At 45.5% G+C, this 16783-nt stretch carries 9 protein-coding genes and 1 tRNA gene; 8 read left to right on the top strand and 2 right to left on the bottom strand.

Annotated features, from left to right (window positions below):
* The first annotated feature begins 103 nt into the window (after nt 1-103).
* The 5 genes from IC230_RS05330 (at nt 104) to IC230_RS05310 (ending at nt 6361) form a co-directional block, all read left to right on the top strand.
* The gene (locus IC230_RS05330) at nt 104-1342 is read left to right on the top strand and encodes an ABC transporter permease (protein WP_191037952.1); all 1239 of its coding nucleotides are present in this window, start codon (nt 104-106) and stop codon (nt 1340-1342) included.
* Nucleotides 1343-1473: 131 nt separating this feature from the next.
* Nucleotides 1474-1557, top strand: a tRNA-Leu gene (locus IC230_RS05325).
* A gap of 119 nt (nt 1558-1676) precedes the next feature.
* Nucleotides 1677-2267, top strand: a complete 591-nt coding sequence (locus IC230_RS05320) for a toll/interleukin-1 receptor domain-containing protein (protein ID WP_191037951.1) — start codon at nt 1677-1679, stop codon at nt 2265-2267.
* 1135 nt (nt 2268-3402) lie between these two features.
* Nucleotides 3403-3948, top strand: coding sequence for a hypothetical protein (locus tag IC230_RS05315; RefSeq protein ID WP_191037950.1), 546 nt, complete (start codon nt 3403-3405; stop codon nt 3946-3948).
* A gap of 607 nt (nt 3949-4555) precedes the next feature.
* Nucleotides 4556-6361: a hypothetical protein gene (locus IC230_RS05310; RefSeq protein WP_191037949.1), complete on the top strand. Its 1806-nt coding sequence runs from the start codon at nt 4556-4558 to the stop codon at nt 6359-6361.
* A 577-nt stretch (nt 6362-6938) separates the two neighbouring features.
* Here the strand turns inward: IC230_RS05310 and IC230_RS05305 are convergent.
* Nucleotides 6939-10661 carry an NPCBM/NEW2 domain-containing protein gene (locus tag IC230_RS05305; protein ID WP_317171763.1) on the bottom strand — a complete coding sequence of 1241 codons (3723 nt, stop codon included), beginning with the start codon at nt 10659-10661 and terminating at the stop codon, nt 6939-6941.
* A 630-nt stretch (nt 10662-11291) separates the two neighbouring features.
* Here IC230_RS05305 and IC230_RS05300 point away from each other — a divergent pair.
* Nucleotides 11292-12422 carry an acyltransferase family protein gene (locus IC230_RS05300; RefSeq protein WP_191037948.1) on the top strand — a complete coding sequence of 377 codons (1131 nt, stop codon included), beginning with the start codon at nt 11292-11294 and terminating at the stop codon, nt 12420-12422.
* 106 nt (nt 12423-12528) lie between these two features.
* Here IC230_RS05300 and IC230_RS05295 read toward each other — a convergent pair whose 3' ends face one another.
* The gene (locus tag IC230_RS05295; protein ID WP_191037947.1) at nt 12529-13851 is read right to left on the bottom strand and encodes a right-handed parallel beta-helix repeat-containing protein; all 1323 of its coding nucleotides are present in this window, start codon (nt 13849-13851) and stop codon (nt 12529-12531) included.
* A gap of 880 nt (nt 13852-14731) precedes the next feature.
* Between IC230_RS05295 and IC230_RS05290 the strand changes: the two genes are divergently transcribed.
* On the top strand, nt 14732-15628 hold the full coding sequence (locus tag IC230_RS05290) for a glycosyltransferase family 8 protein (RefSeq protein ID WP_191037946.1): 897 nt from the start codon (nt 14732-14734) through the stop codon (nt 15626-15628).
* A gap of 183 nt (nt 15629-15811) precedes the next feature.
* Complete coding sequence (locus tag IC230_RS05285) at nt 15812-16708, top strand: glycosyltransferase family 8 protein (RefSeq protein WP_191037945.1); 897 nt, start codon at nt 15812-15814, stop codon at nt 16706-16708.
* Nucleotides 16709-16783 lie beyond the last annotated feature (75 nt).

Genomic DNA, 16783 nt, shown 5'->3' with positions numbered 1-16783 from the left:
ACGTAAATTTTGTGCGAAAAGCAGAGGGCATGGCGTAAAGGGCATAGGGAATAATGAACTATTTACTAAACGCCCTTTGCCCTACACCCTCTGCACCCTGCCCATGAATCTCATCGAAAATATACGCGAAGGGTTGCGTTCCATTGCCGGTAACCGACTACGTACCATCCTAACCTCGCTGATCATTGCCATCGGCATTACCTCGCTGGTAGGTATCCTGACGGCCATTGATGGCATTCAGAATTCAGTGACCAGCAGTTTTGCCGGACTAGGTGCCAATACGTTCAGCCTTGTGGCCCGGCAGGATGCTTTTCGGCGGGGTGGGCGCACACAACGGCAGGACAAACCCATCGATTATTTCGATGCCGTCCAGTTCAAACGTCGGTTTCCGTATAATGCAACGATTGCCCTTTCGGCCGCAGTAACGGGGTCTGCTCAGGCTAAATACGGTTCAAAAAAAACGAATCCGAACGTACTACTCATTGGGGGCGATGATGCTTATCTGTCCGTAAAAGGCTATACCGTTCAAAGCGGCCGTAACCTGGCACAAAACGATTTAACGTATGCCCTTAACGTAGCGGTTATTGGTAGCGAAGTCGCCAGTACGTTATTCGAGAGAAAGATAGACCCCTTAAACCAGTTGATTCGGGTTTCAGGAAATCAGTATAAAGTTGTAGGCGTATTAGCTAAAAAAGGCGGTCTCACAGGAGGGGGCGATGACCGCATCATTCTTATTCCGCTCGACAATGCCCGTGCTTTAGCAGGAAGCCAACAACTTACGTTCGACATTACAGCCTCTGTACCAACTGTATCTGATCAGGACGAAGCGGTTGGTGAAGCTCGGGGAACAATGCGACTAGTTCGGCGCGACCCGCTTGGTCAGCCCGATTCCTTTGAGATTCAGCGAGCCGACAACCTGGCGGAGAAAACGGCAACTATTACCGGGTACCTACGCATGGGCGGCTTCGGCATTGGGTTCATTACGCTACTGGGTGCGTCAATCGCTCTACTGAACATCATGCTTGTGTCTGTCACGGAACGAACTCGGGAAATTGGCATTCGCAAATCGCTTGGCGCCACACCGAAGCGTATTCGGGAGCAATTTCTAATCGAAGCCATTGTGATTTGTCTGCTTGGCGGCTTGGGGGGCGTATTATTGGGATTAGGAGTCGGCAATTTAATTGCCAGCATCATCAGTCAGGGTACCGGTGGTTTTGTTGTTCCCTGGGCCTGGATGGGTCTAGGGCTTGTCGTCTGCATAACAGTGGGTTTGTTTGCGGGCATCTATCCAGCCGTACGTGCATCCAAACTTGATCCTATCGAAGCATTGCGGTATGAATAACAAAGGGTAAGGGAGAAAAGAGAAAAGGAAATGAAAGATTTTTCTCTTCAGCCTTTCTCCTTTCCTCCCTTATCCTTACTTTTGCACCCACGTTTGACAAACGCATCTCTGGAAACGGAGACGATTCTGTCGCCGGGATGGCGGAATCGGTAGACGCGATGGTCTCAAACACCATTGTCTGCAAGGACATGCCGGTTCGAGTCCGGCTCCCGGTACAATTAAGGGTTTATAAGTTGCTGTTTTACAGGAATTTATAAACCCTTTTTAGTTTTTCAGGTGTAACTTTACTGAAACAAAAGGAGAAAATTATTTCTTCAGCTTTCCTTTCTGCACCATGCCTTCTAAATTATTTATCTCCTACAGCCACGATGACGAAAAATTTGCAAAGCCCATCGTTCAGTTGTTACGCGTCAGTGCTAAGTACGTTTTTTTTGACAGGGATACATTAAAGCCCGGAAAGAACTGGGCAGACCAAATCCAGAAGGCTATTGAAAGCGTACAGCTCGTTGTCGTTATCTGGTGTAAACATGCTTCATTATCAGCTTACGTAAAACAGGAATACCTGGCTGCTATTAAGAAAGAAAAGGACTTAATGCCCGTATTGCTCGATGACACTCCCCTACCCAAACCATTAGCCGCTTTTCAGTGGATCGATTTTAGACAAAGTGTAGAAGGTACACATGAGTATACGCCAGTAGATGACTTACTACCACCCTCAATAGGCCTGGGCCCAATATTGGAACAAAGGGGCGAGTGCAGAAACTTAGATAGAACTGCGCTTTCGCAGCCAGCTTCGAAGGATATAATTGAGGCTTATCGAAACTATATGGCACGCAAGCGGAACGTTGAATTTGTTGCAAACCAGAAAATAGTTGCTCAGAAGCTCAAAGTAGCCCTAGATAAACGGTTAGCCAATAACGAATAAATAGCCATCCATTTTGCCTATTTACTGGCTGGTAATGGTAAAGGTCCTATAAGCTTAATAGCTGGCTGTTTCGAGTTACGATGCTATGCTTTTTCACAATTATCAGTTTCCAACAAACCGACCATTCTGTTAGACAAACTAAAGTCTAACTGTTTTACGGTCAGGCTTTAGTTTACTGCTTAGTACCTATTATTGATCTTACTGGATCAACATCGTCCTGCTAGCTACAGCCTATAGTTAGCAGGGCGAAAAAAAAACGTAACAGATGGTCTTAAGCGTTATAGTTATTGACATAGTATTAGTTGGTTATTGTGAGAAATACATCTTTATACCTTTAAACCCGACGAGGTAACAGGAAAGCTACCCTGTTAGAGCATCTGGTTTATCTCCAAAACGCTGAGCAGCAAACGGGGTATGATCTATTATCGAACGTGACGATTGAGGTGCAACGGGTGATCGAAGCGGGGTTAGATTATAGCTTTTCATTTATGCAGCCGCTAAGGGTAAATTATCCGTGCCTGAAACTAGCTCCATATTACAGGATTCGATCCCTTCTTTCAATTCTGATATAGCTCGCTTGTTTTCCGATGAATCGACTAGAGCATTCAAGTCAGTTTGCAATTGTACTGTTCAGACCCAAACCTCTTTGATCTGTTCTTGTGGCTTGTGGCAGGGTAATCTTTATCGATTGTTTAGGTTTTGCATTGATTCCAGTTAAGGTTAGCTGGCAACTCGACCAATGTTGACTTAGTCAGTGTCTATTGTTTCGGTTTATCGGCCAGCTTCTCCACGTCGTCCCCGTTGACCAGTTTGGTCACCATCAGGTTGTACTTTTCAACTTTCCCGATGGCACCCAAGCAATCAATGTGGTTTTATAAGATTTTTGGTTATACCCTTTTGAGCAAGCTAGTTGGCCGTAATCTTCGTAGAAGCCTCTTCAATTCAGCAGTCGACCGCCCCTGTTCAAGTCCACTTTGTGGCATTTTGAGCAGGTATCGATTGAACCAGTGCCTAAAAGACGGGTACTTTGGGACAGTCAATCCGGTATCACTCACAAACACGGCTCCGCTCACCCATTACCTATAAGCATCCGGAACGATCACAAGCAGAGCTAACTATCCACATTTTTACTCCAATGCTGTTAAATCACTTTTTTACTGCCTTACTGAGTCTATTGCTTTTTACATCCTGTCAAAAAAATGAGGCTGAGTCAGTCAAGCCCGACGGCCAGCCAACCGAAACCCCTACGGATCAATACCTCAACTTTGCCTTCGACGATACTAAGGCTCAGATCAACGGCGACTGCGTTACCGGTTGCATCAACGGTGAGTTTGACAAGGACAAGTTTTTTATCCGGGCGACGGCGTCCAACCGCCGAACGCTGGATATTACGATCAAGAATTTTGCGAACAGAACAGGCGAGTTTGCTTTTGATGTGGATCTGGCCGCTCTTGAGTTCAGTACGGGTCCAGGCTCAACGGTTTACAGCACAGGCTATGTCAACTGTCAGTCACCTTACAACCAGGTTAATTCGGATGGGGCCATCCACGTAACAAAATGGGCTGACAAAGTAGACGGTTACGTAGAAGGCAGCTTTAAAACAACTCTCTATCCCAAAGGCGAGTGCGGACGGAATGGGCGGGCAATCACCTGTACATTCCGGGTGAAACGAGTTCGATAAGCAAATCGATTAATGCTCAGCGTAAGCCGTATGGACAAACCGGCTTATGGTATATTCCCAAGCCATTTGCTTAACAAACGTTGGCTTCGGTGACTTTATGTTTCAGAGTAGAGAATGAGAGTCGTTACTTCAGACTGGCTAGTAATTTTCCCTAACATCGGTGATTAAATTGAACCATTTTTTTCGTTGATTGGCCTGAAGAGTGACAGAGGTTATTTGGGCGAGTGTACATTATTGTGGCGGTAATTTCGACTTTCTGTAGAAGATTGTTTTTATCAACAGGGCCTGACTCTTTATAATTGAAGTCATGTAGAGGGAAGTTTTCTTGGTTTAAAACTTCAATAAATGTGCCCGACCGGAGTTCAATCTCAGTTATGCGTTCTGGTTCTTGTGATGCTAATTGAGTTTCCGTCAGCTTTGTTTTTAGTGCTTAATTGGAGTAGTGAGTACTCCAATTAACTTCGAGTTAAGTACTTAAAAGTCAGTACAATAAACAAAAGTCTCGCTCTATTAGTAAAAGCCGTTACCTTACTTTGCCGTTTTCCACGCAAATAGATTCTGAGCCAAACAGGTTATTAAGTGTGTTAAAGAGCATACTTTATATCCTATGTACGCTACCCTGTACTATTTTATTTCAGCTGGCTTGCTGGCTACACTTATCTATTTGTGCCGGCCAGTTACTACTACCTACCAAAGCACTAGTCCATTTCAGACAAATACGCTCTTTTTGACTGTGGCTTTGCTGCTGCTGATCCTCACGCGTATACCCAGTATAGGCTACAATCGGGAATTGAACGTTGACGAGAGCCAGTTGCTGGCTCAAGCCATTACGTTACAACAGGATCCTATTTATGGCCGTTCGGTAGATGGTACTTCAATTGGACCTATCAATACGTATCTATTGTTGATTCCGAGTGCGTTAGGTCTGCCATTAGACTATACCTCAGCCCGGTTAACCGCTTTGCTGCTCATCGCCAGCTCCTTACTGCTGTTCTACTTTAGTGTGCTACGTTTGACGACACCGTTTATAGGCCGGATAAGCTTTCTGCCCGTACTATTGTTTTTCTCCTGGACGACGGAACCGAATTTTCTGCATTACAGCAGTGAATTATCGTCACTTGTCATTTTAACAGCTTCTTTTAGCCTGGCGCTCGGAGTTCTACGCCAGAACACTCCCCCATCGGTAGCAGGGTTGGCAGGGTTAGGTGTCTTAGCAGGATTGACTGTGTACTGTAAACTGCAAACGCTGCCTATCGTTGGCATGATACTCTTTACATTGACCCTATATCTATGGAGTATTCAGCGCTGGAAGGTATTGAAATCCTTATTCGTGATTACCGCCGGTTTTTTAGTACTAAATATCGCTGTTTTCGGTCAGGCTTATTGGTTTGAAACAGAAGACTATTTTATAGATTATTATTTTGTAGGTAACCTAACAACGTACGCTCAAATCTATGCACATGTTCCGTTGGTTAGCCAGAGTTTCATCGCGAAACTAGCGCGGTTTCCAGCTTTTCTGGTACACTATGCCGACTTTTTAATCTTTATTGTTTTCAATTGTTGTCTGGTCATTACCGCTACTTTACTAGCGGAACGTTTTCAATGGCGTTTCAAAACAAGCTCGCCTTGGGTAGACCTACTGACTACATTGACTATCCTTGGAGCCCTCTGGGCCGTTGTTACGCCCGGCACAGAGTTTGGTCACCATCTCTTATTGCTGGTGTTCCCTTTAAGTTGGGGACTGGCTTTGGCTATCCATAAATTAATGCAATCAATCCCTGATCCGCTGATCAGGCAGTCTGTAATAACCACTTTAATAGGCTTGTATATTCTGGAGGTTATTCTAACTGATAACTTACTTCTAGCCTATGGCAGGCAACTAATGACAAGACCTATCAAGGCAACGATAAAACCGACCAAATCGGAGTCAACCCAAGATTGGTTAATAAGCAGCAACCCCTACCTGTTTTCGTTTCCAGCCAAACTAGTCTTGCCCTTATCTCCCGTTTCTCAGGTCATCAGGCGGCTAACACTCCCCCTCGACAAAATAGCGGTATGGGGTTGGAACTGTCAATATTACGTTGAAACAGGGTTAGCACAGGGGGTTCGTGAGAACCACACGCAACGAAGCATTATACCGAACCGGATGCGGAACGCGTATCTAAACCGATATGCACACGATTTGGTGATGAATCGACCCGTCGTATTCGTTGATGCGGTGGGAAAGGCCAGTTTAATATTGACCAAACCGCAATATCGCCATGAGCAGTTTGCCACGATCAACCGGATTATTCAACAGAATTATAGCTTAGTCACCTCCATAAAACAGGTGCGTATCTATGTTCGCCAGGACCGACTCCATCTATTTTCACAAAAAGTGGCCATTAATCCACTACGTTCACAGATTAATTAAAAATACCCATTTCCAGGCAAAGCTTGTCTATCTATTCCAGCCGTGGACCGTTGACCAATTGCAAAACCAACTTAAAATAAGGCAGTCATATACTTGACGACCCCAATGCAGTTTATCAATAAATTCAAGGAGTAGTTTAGGTGATCCTCCAACCCTAAGTTCTAGCCAGATCTGAGGCATAGAAACAGAGTGTGCTAAATCGGAGGATATGTCTGCGAGTCCTTGGCGTCGCAGTGGCACACTACCCCGTTAGTATATCCCACTCTGGTCAAGAACTTGCACGTTACCAAATCGTGGAATCTTACCAGTTCTCAAACCTAAGGGGCGGCCCGCCCGCTGATGAATCAACGTAAGTGAAAATCCAAACTTCGCGGGTATCTATACAAGAAAATGTAGCACCAAAATTTGCAAAATGAAGCGGCATTCTGGCGATTTTACTAGTTGTCCAGCGGTCCGCTGCCGCGGCTCAATCCATAGCATATGATTGTCTGATTGTCGCACGCGCAGACGCTAAAACGTAGCAAATTGGCATAAAATGGGGGCTACTTTGCTACGTTTTAGTTTGCCTTCACTATGGCTATTCGCTTAAAATTACCTTGCGAGTTATACGCTGCCGACCCTGAACCAGCGATAGAATATAAAAGCCACGCTTGAGGTTCTGCACGGGTAGATTAATCAGGTTTTCACCCGCCCTGACCAAAACTATCTGCTGAAGCATCGGCTGGGCTGCCTCGTTGAGGAGTTGCAATGACAGATCGCCCAAAGTTTCGGCCCGATAGCGTATTTGCAGCGTTTCACGGGCTGGGTTGGGATAAACTTCAGTTGTGAAAACATCAGCTTCTGACTTTACGGAAGCTACCCGACTACCACTCGGCTTGGTAAGTCGTGCTCCAGCCCAGTCCCCGTGATCACAGGCGCTACCATCGCCCCCATCGGTGATCATCAGCGTCAGCGTCTGTTTGCCCGATACGTCTAAAGTCACCGACTTGGTGGCCGTGGCCGCGTTCATGTTGCCGCTGCGGTAGACCAGTGTGCCATCGACGTAAATCTGGAACTCGACGTTGCCGCAACTGCTGCTCATCTCATCGTCCAGGCCCATGTCGGTGATGAACTGGGTATACTGCCCACCCAAATTGTAGCTGATCGAAGAGGCCGAATGCGCCCCCAGTCCTTTGGCGTAGGTCTGCCCATTGAGGGTGATGGTGCGGCCGTCGCCAGCCCCGGCTTCTCCGTTGCTCATGTCTTTCTCAACGGGACCATAGCCATTAGTAGCCGATGCCCAGGTCAGGTCTGACAGGTATACGCCCGATCCGGTAGGAACCGGGGTAGTGGTTGCCGGGACGCGATAGAACGCACTGGCCGGAATGGCCTGCTTACTAATGCCAGGTCCATCGTAATTGACGCTGAGCGCCTGATTGCCATTACCCTGGAAGAAGGGGACGGTGATCGCGTGTTTGCCAGCTTTCAGACCAATAGTACCCGATTTCTCCTGGGCAGCGTGCTGGCCATCATTACTAACGACCTCGGTCGAGCCAATATAGAGTTTGCTGCCGTCGTCGGAAGTGGTATAAAAGGTGTATGTACCGTCTGTAGGGGCGTTGAAGTAACCTTTGAACTGCAATCCAAAATAGCTATCCCGCGCCCGCACGGAGAGATCAGGCTGACTGGCAGTACCGGTCCTGGCGGCTGTAAGGTTGCTGAAGTCGGGTAGTATACTCCAGGAGCCTTCGTAGTACCGGTAGTCGAGACCATTCGTGGTTGAAGCGGGGTTTTCCGGATCGCGTAGGCTAACGGGCGTCGGAGTGGCTGCTGTAATCTGTTTCATCAGCACCATCGACGAATAAGGCGCAAGCGTAACCTGACCCGTATAGGCCGTGTTTTTAACGTCGCGGTAGGTCGCGTCTAAGCTCACGTTGGTGTTTTGGCCTGTAGCGTTGTAAACAATCTTAACGTAGTCGTCAGGATTAAGCGTAGTCAGGGTCGCTTCGCGCAGAATCAGGTTATCAATCCAGGCAGTCTGCCCGTCCTCAGACACCTGCACAACAAGGATGGCATTCGACTCGTCGGCATTAGCCGTAAATGTCGTTTGATAGCTCTGGCGACTCGTACCCATCACGAAGGTTGTGCGGTCAGCCAGGTCGCTATAGTTGCCCGCCAGCTGACGCGGATAAACCGTCAGGCGTTTATTGGATGCCGACGCAACGCCATCCAGCACCAGCTCATAGGTTTGTCCTTTCCGTACACTGCCCAGATTTATTGTTGACAGCAGATACGAATCGCTCTGACCCGACGAAGAGGCAAACGACAACCGCATAGATCCGCCATCGAGCTTGTTGGTATTGTCCCAGTCGACCCGACCGTTCCCAAAGGGCGACCAGTAATTCCAGCCATTGGTTCCGCTTGAGAAAGGGTAGTTCAGTAAGGTGGCACCCGTCTGGGTTACCATTTGAGGCTTAAAAGTGACGGCACTGTTCGACGAGTTTCTATCAAGGCCGAAGCGGTTTTGCCATTCCGCGAGTGATAGGATAGGGCCGACAAAGCCTGTACCAGGATTGTAAACGGCCTGAATCTTAAACTGATCTTCGAAGGGCCGCACGTAGTAGTTATAGTCGAATGAACCAAAACTACCCAGGTCATTGGCGTTGGTCTCGTAGCCCGCTACAATACCCGTGGCCAGCTTGCTGACCAATATATTGTTTTGATTAACGATATTTCGTGGTGAACAGGTACCATTTGCAACGATTTTGAGTTGATATTCACCATTGTCAAAGCTGGTATTATTTTTAATCGTGCAATTGTAAGCCCCCCGCAGGAAGATACCCATACCAGATACATGAAAGATGGTGTTGCCCGAAACCTCCGCGTTGAGCGTGCAGTCGTCGAGGAAAATACCGTGCGCGCCCGACGTCGACTGAACCTGCGTACCTTCGGGAGCACCAATACCATTATATACAATATTCGACTGGAACTTGACGTCGGTCAGGTTGGCCCGCCCGCCATTGGATATGTATAAGCCGCCCCCGTCGCTCTTCGTCTGGCAGAAGTTCGACACACGGTTGTACCGAACCGTTGTACTACTGCCAATAGAAACGCCCGTATAACCGAGTTGGTCGAACACATTGTTTTCGATGAGCGAGTTGGAATTACAGGCCGACTGAAGCCCAGAATACGTTCCGTCGCCATTGCCACCCCGGCCTGCCGACAGGCCAATTCGTTGAACAGTATTCCCCCGAAAGGTGAAATTCTGATAGACGTTGATCATAAAACCCGTATTGTTAGCATCTTCAATCAGGTTGTTTTCAACCAGAATTGTGTTGCCCGATCCAGTGAAATTGACCCCGTTTTCGCCCGAGAAGGTAATGTCGTTACCCGACAGCGTAATGCCGTTGCCGTTATTCGACAACAAACCTGCCGAGAGCGTCTGGGTGATCTTGATGTTACGTACAGTTATGTACGAAGAAGAACCGAGGTTAACGCCCTCACTGGCCGTTGTCGCCGTAATTGTCTTACTGTTAGGACTAGTCTGATTATCGTAAATACGGATCGTTTTATCGGACGGATTATAGTACCATTCGCCAACCTGATCGAGTGTTGCCGGATGATTCTGGATAAAGTATCCCCAGTTATCGAGCGGCTGATACGTAGTACTATAATTGAGCGATAGGGTATTGCCGTTCTGCCCGGTAATCTGGGCGCGGTCGATAACCCAGACAGCAGAGCGCAGCACGGCTTCCCCCCCCGTAAAATTGCTTGGCAAATTCTGCTGACTCGTAATCTGACTTGTACCATTGTGCGACTGAACAGTCAGATACCCTTTGTTCGAGTCGCTGAGATTAGGATAACGACCGAGGGGTAAACCTGCATTGTTGCTGTATATACCCGTCACCCGACTGCCACAACTGGGGCAACTAGCCTGCCAGGTATTGTTGCCGATGTTGTTCCACCCTGTAATCTGGCTCGACCCGGCAATGATGGGCTTATTACCTGAGCCGTAGGCATCAACAACAATCGGATTGCCTGACGAACCCGACTGCCGGATGTGCAGCGTTCCCCGGAACGTATCACCCCGTCGGAGCAGTACCTGGTCGCCCGGTTGTAGAGACAAACTGCTGATTTTAGCAAGCGACTGATAGGGAGCGTCGGTCGAGCGACCGGAGTTACTATCGTTGCCGTTGGCAGCTACATAATAAATGTTCTGAGCAAAGGCGGTGGAGACGGCCAATGATAGTAAAAGGGCAAACAAGCCTCGTCCAGCACGCCTGTTCGGGCGTGAGTTCAGGCGTACAAGTACTGTGAACACAAGTGAAGTTGGATAAAGTGGAGAAATAGTTTACTCTATCGGATAGTATTAAAGTTTGGACTAAAAGGATTAGATACTCAATCACTTTTCAATCAAACTGAGCCACTTACCTTTATTGTGGAATAACTAATTCTAGAGAATAAATTTACTAAGCGGTCACTAATTAAACAAACAATAAAAATTATTTGATCAATCAGTCAAAAAATTAGCGATATCTCCGTTTAAATTTGTTTTTTTAAGATGATTATTTTGCACAAATTCGATGAAAATAAACAAATGCATTCTATTGGTGTTAGCATCATATTATTCTTCATCCACTGAGTATCTTCTCCGCTCCTTTAATCTAATTTATTGGCCAGAATGGTCAAGCTAAGTCCACAACATATATGGAGCTTTTTAATCAGATACACGATCAACAAGTTTTGTAGACTTTCATCAATTTCCACAATAAGTTCACCCTGTTTCAGAATTAGATAATAGTTTTAAAGGAGTGTAATGACTGGTCTTAGAAAGCCTATAGACGCGAATTAGACATCGTCACACACTCGTTAATAAACTAAGGCACAACTTGTAGTAGTCACTGCCTGATCAAATCATTCTGAATGTCTCCATAGTTTATCACTCCACCTGATGGAATCAGAGTTACGAGTCAAGCCAATTCGTTATCACGAGATTGATTTGTTGCGCTTTATTGCTGCATTCGTCGTTCTGATGTATCATTATGTATTTCGAGGCTATAACCACGATCAGCTGAGCCCGGTTAATTATCCATTTCTAGGTAGCATTTTTAAGTATGGTTACCTTGGCGTTGAACTGTTTTTTATTATCAGTGGGTATGTAGTGCTGATGTCTGCCTATCACAAAAATGTTCGGGAATTTTTTGTATCGCGCGTCGTGCGCTTATATCCTGCGTTCTGGATTGCCTGCACTCTCTGCTTCGGTATTACTTACCTATTTGCTCCTTTACAGGGTCAACCTGGTTGGTCTGTTTATCTCGACGTCCATCCTCGTCAGTATCTGGTTAATCTCACTATGCTACATTACTTTTTTGGGTATGGGAACATTGATGGGGTATACTGGACATTAACCTACGAGATCGTCTTCTACTTTCTGATCTCTCTGCTGATAGGTTATGATTTAGTCAAACACTTGCCTTTATTACTTGCCGTCTGGCTGGTATATTGTGGTGTAGTAGGCTTCAAGCCGATGGGGTCTGCTTCCGCTGCGCCATTCGCAACGTTATTTTTCCCAGCATATGCGCCTTATTTTGTTGGTGGTATGTTGTTTTATATGATTCAACAACGTTTGGGTAACCGGCGCTATTTACTGATCTTATTAATAATTTCCTGGGCGTTGGGAGTTCGCAGCGCCTTAGCCGAATCAAGAGAGTATTCAAAATGGTTTGGTCAGCCATTTTCGCCTGAAATAACAGCTATACTAGTTACGCTGCTTTTTAGCTTATTTCTGCTTATTATTTTCAGAAAAATTGACTTACATCGGTATACTGGGCTAGTTTGGCTAGGTACTTTGACTTATCCCTTATACTTGTTGCATCATAATATTGGCTTTATTTTATATCAGCGTATAGGAAATACAGTTGATAAATATGTCTTATTAATTGGCATTACTGGCTTTATGATTGTACTCTCCTATGTGCTGCATATGTATATAGAAAAACCGTTAAGCCAGTTTTTGAAGCGTAAACTCGTTACAGTGTTTAAGCACTTTGACAAAACAATTCCTATTGAACACGTTTACTAGTTGACATCTGAAACAGGGTAGTTGATTACAGTAATCGTTATGTCCTAATCAGTCGACGTTGTTCTGGTTATAGGTAAGCGTAGCTATCTGACTAACAAAACCAGAATCAGTGAGTTTGCTCAATATTAGGCCCAATCGTGTTCCCGCTTGATGGTACGCTTTGCACGAATTCGCCCGTTGCCTTAGTCGAACGGGCAAGCGTATTGTTCTGAATCACAATACGTTGGCTATTGCCTGGGATCGTTACTACACTGGCTGCATTGGTCGATTGGGTTAATCGGATGCTACTATTAGTCACCGCTACGGCCTGGCTTTCATCAACAAGCATCGCATTGACGTCGTTCGTCACCGTCAGCGTAAGTCCGCGGAGCGAGCCATTACTGGCACGTATAAGTTCAACTTTCTTATCGGTAATGAACGAATCGTCAGTCACTGAAAAAGAATCGACATCATGGAGTATATACGCCCGACCTTTAACTGTGCCACGGTTGTTACTTAAAGTCACCCCACTGGTTTTATTGGCACCTGCCTGACTAATCGAATACGCACTGAAGTCATTCTGTACACCCGTAAAATGATTATTAGTCGAGGAAACGTTGCGGTTACTAACAAACTCAAGTCCGCAATACTGAGTATCCGTAATGTCGTTGCTGTCGACCTGGATATTATTGCCAATACCACTCAGTGAAAGCGCCGGGCCAAAAGCCCTATCCTTCGTCCCCATGTTAGTGACTGTGTTGTGGCTGAAGCGGAAATTTTCAAAATAAGCAGTGGTCTTATTATCAGCGTGAACGTGTGAATTCAGTTCACAAAACGCCCGTCCTCCGTCTTTGCCAACACAATCATGGATATTGATGTTGCGTTGCATGGCCCCCCGCCCGTTACCCGACTCATTAATGGGAGAATAGGGCACAAAACTAATCAGGTTAATCGGCGCATTGGGTGACGTAAAGGTGCAATGGTCAATCTCGTAGCCATCAATGAAGCTTTGTTCGAAGGCACATATAAGACCGTATTGATAGGAACCAGGCCCGGCCGTAGTCGAGAAGTTAATCCCTGTCAGGCGTATATTCCGACACGTACCCAGTAAGGCAAACAAGTTAGGTACTGAACTACTCCCTACCCAATTGGCCTTACCCTGGCCATCGATGGTAATATTATTTTTGCTCGTCAGATTGACCCGTGCGGTGGCGTTATAATCGCCGGGTGGTAGTATAATACGAGCGCCGGTAGCAGGAGCTGCATCAATGGCTTCCTGGATGGCAGTACTGGTCAATACTCTTACGACAATATCCGGTACTGTTTCATCCTGTATGGTGTTGGGATTGCACCCCCACAAAACGCTGCTTCCTGTTAGGGTTATCAACCCAAGAAGCCAAACAAGTTTTATACGTAGCGAAAGCCGATCTGTTCTTTCTATTTGCGTCATATTAAGTAGAAAGGTGACGATAAATCAATCATATTTATCGCGGTCAGTAAAATTGACTCAAGGAACGGAGGTTCATTAAGTTTGTTTAATTCACAACTTACAACTAATCGCGCTATTAATGAAGATTTGCGTTAAAATGACCATTAATAGCAATATAAGTTCTCAAAATAAATTAGATATATACATTGCTCAAACGGCAGCCAGTTAGCTTATCATACATAAGGCATACGGATATAGATGTCTATTATTACTTCATTTTAATTAATTTCTGAAATGGTATTTCTTTAAATAATTTTGTTTTATGAACTAATAATTTCACCGCCTTATATACTTTTATTTTTTTTCATTAACTAAACCATTCATTTTCTCTCATTTTCTACAAAAAATAAACTATAAGCTTTAACGATTATGTAATTAGTTTATGCCATTAGATTTGAACTTGAAGCCTACTTTTCTAATTTCAATATATATATGAATGAATGATTTCCCAAAAGCTGTTTGGGTTATCAAGAAGTGTCTATTGACTTGCTCTATAACTACCAGGTAAATCGTCCTGATAAATATCCTTAAAAACGGATTATCACATAAGGTCTGTTTATTGAGGTCCTACCGCAAGCGACTGAAATTTTAAGAATAGACCCGCCCTAAAATGGATTAATAATTCCATTTTGTTTTATGGATGGTACAATCAACTATCTAACTAAAGTTACTAGCGCTATTACACCCCCGACTCTACATGAAGTGCTGTCAAGGTGTTGGCATTAGCCTGGCACGGCTGGGGATGGACTAAAAAACGGTTGAATAAATAAAACAAGTTAGGTTCAATCGGTTTAGCCGTCGGGCAGCAACTGAATAAACAAGTGGTAAAAAATAAACGAGCATGGATTCAGGGGAAAGAATAAGTATTGTTTTGGCGAGTGACAATCATTATGCTATTCTGATAGCAGCCATGATTAAGTCGATTGAGATCAATCATAAAACGGAGGAACCAATTGACTTTTATGTCCTTGACGACAATATCTCAGAGAAAAACAAGGCTAAAGTATTAGCCTCCATCCACTCAGAGAAGATAAGTATCAACTGGGTCGATGTGCACCAGATCATCCCCCCTACAATCAAACTTCCTGTTGATAATACCCCCTTTCCGCTAACAACATATTTGAGGTTATTCGCACCCTACGCTGTCCCCCCGGATCTGGACCGGATTCTGTTTTTGGACGTGGACACCATCATCCTGACCGATATCTCTAGGCTGTGGCACACCGACATCGGTGATTACCTGTTCGGGGCGGTTCAGGATTTCCAGAAGGTGGTTAGCCACGGGGGCGTGCCCAATTACAAAGAGCTGGGGATGGCCCCGGATACGAAATATTTTAACGCTGGGGTACTGTTAATAAAAGCCAGGGAGTGGCGCGATGCGGACGTGACCAACCGGGTGTTTGCGTGTTCGCACGAGAATATAAAACACATAATTTACGCGGATCAGTATGGTCTCAATGTGACCCTGGCCAACCAGTGGTTCGAGCTGGACCCCCGCTGGAACTGGTTTTCTTTGTTTGAGACGCCAGACGATCCGTTTCTGATTCACTTTGTCAGCACTAAACCAATTTTCACTTCCTACAAATACGTCCCACGATTCAAGACGTTGTTTTACAGTTATTTAAACCAGACCACCTGGAAAAATCATCAGCCTATCAACGGCAACTACAACAACATACGTAAAGTCTATAACCTGGTGAAGAAGGTGGTCTTTCGCAGCTTGAACGTTGCCAACTGACCAGCCATTACGCCATTACTGATGGACTGGATTGAAGACCATTAGTTCGCCTGCAATCCGGTCAATACTCCCTAACAACGGGGGGCTGTTTTCAGACGAACAACGAAGAATGAGTAGAAAGTGATCATGTTCGATTTATTTTAGCTGCTGAATAATTGCAGGTAGGAGCAAAAATAAACGAGCATGGATTCAGGGGAAAGAATAAGTATTGTTTTGGCGAGTGACAATCATTATGCTATTCTGATAGCAGCCATGATTAAGTCGATTGAGATCAATCATAAAACGGAGGAACCAATTGACTTTTATGTCCTTGACGACAATATCTCAGAGAAAAACAAGGCTAAAGTATTAGCCTCCATCCACTCAGAGAAGATAAGTATCAACTGGGTCGATGTGCACCAGATCATCCCCCCTACAATCAAAATCCCCGTTGACACCACTCCTTTCCCGTTAACGGCTTATTTCAGACTATTCGCGCCCTACGTCGTTCCGCCAGAACTGGACCGGATTCTGTTTTTGGACGTGGACACCATCATCCTGACCGATATCTCTAGGCTGTGGCACACCGACATCGGTGATTACCTGTTCGGGGCGGTTCAGGATTTCCAGAAGGTGGTTAGCCACGGGGGCGTGCCCAATTACAAAGAGCTGGGGATGGCCCCGGATACGAAATATTTTAACACTGGGGTACTGTTAATAAAAGCCAGGGAGTGGCGCGATGCGGACGTGACCAACCGGGTGTTTGCCTGCTCCTATAAGAACATTAAGCACATAATTTACGCGGATCAGTATGGTCTCAATGTGACCCTGGCCAACCAGTGGTTCGAGCTGGACCCCCGCTGGAACTGGTTTTCTTTGTTTGAGACGCCAGACGATCCGTTTCTGATTCACTTTGTCAGCACTAAACCAATTTTCACTTCCTACAAATACGTCCCACGATTCAAGACGTTGTTTTACAGTTATTTAAACCAGACCACCTGGAAAAATCATCAGCCTATCAACGGCAACTACAACAACATGCGCAAAGTGTACAACCTGGTGAAAAAAGTAGTCATCCGCAACCTCAACAGACCCAATTGACCAGCTATTATTTCACTGTGTGATTTAGCAGAAATTCTCACTTTACAGTAGCTGACAGACGCATCAGAAGCCGTA

Origin of the sequence: Spirosoma validum (genome assembly GCF_014699035.1) — a bacterium.
In the GTDB taxonomy this organism is placed as follows: Bacteria; Bacteroidota; Bacteroidia; order Cytophagales; family Spirosomataceae; genus Spirosoma; species Spirosoma validum.
Note: the sequence above shows the minus strand (reverse complement) of the source record. Positions and strands in the feature narration are given on the sequence as shown.

What these genes read in the sequence shown, in the direction of transcription:
- IC230_RS05330 (WP_191037952.1), top strand. Translation starts at nt 104, where the DNA reads ATGAATCTCATCGAAAATATACGCGAAGGGTTGCGTTCCATTGCCGGT.
- IC230_RS05320 (WP_191037951.1), top strand. Translation starts at nt 1,677, where the DNA reads ATGCCTTCTAAATTATTTATCTCCTACAGCCACGATGACGAAAAATTT.
- IC230_RS05315 (WP_191037950.1), top strand. Translation starts at nt 3,403, where the DNA reads ATGCTGTTAAATCACTTTTTTACTGCCTTACTGAGTCTATTGCTTTTT.
- IC230_RS05310 (WP_191037949.1), top strand. Translation starts at nt 4,556, where the DNA reads ATGTACGCTACCCTGTACTATTTTATTTCAGCTGGCTTGCTGGCTACA.
- IC230_RS05300 (WP_191037948.1), top strand. Translation starts at nt 11,292, where the DNA reads ATGGAATCAGAGTTACGAGTCAAGCCAATTCGTTATCACGAGATTGAT.
- IC230_RS05295 (WP_191037947.1), bottom strand. Translation starts at nt 13,851, where the DNA reads ATGACGCAAATAGAAAGAACAGATCGGCTTTCGCTACGTATAAAACTT.
- IC230_RS05290 (WP_191037946.1), top strand. Translation starts at nt 14,732, where the DNA reads ATGGATTCAGGGGAAAGAATAAGTATTGTTTTGGCGAGTGACAATCAT.
- IC230_RS05285 (WP_191037945.1), top strand. Translation starts at nt 15,812, where the DNA reads ATGGATTCAGGGGAAAGAATAAGTATTGTTTTGGCGAGTGACAATCAT.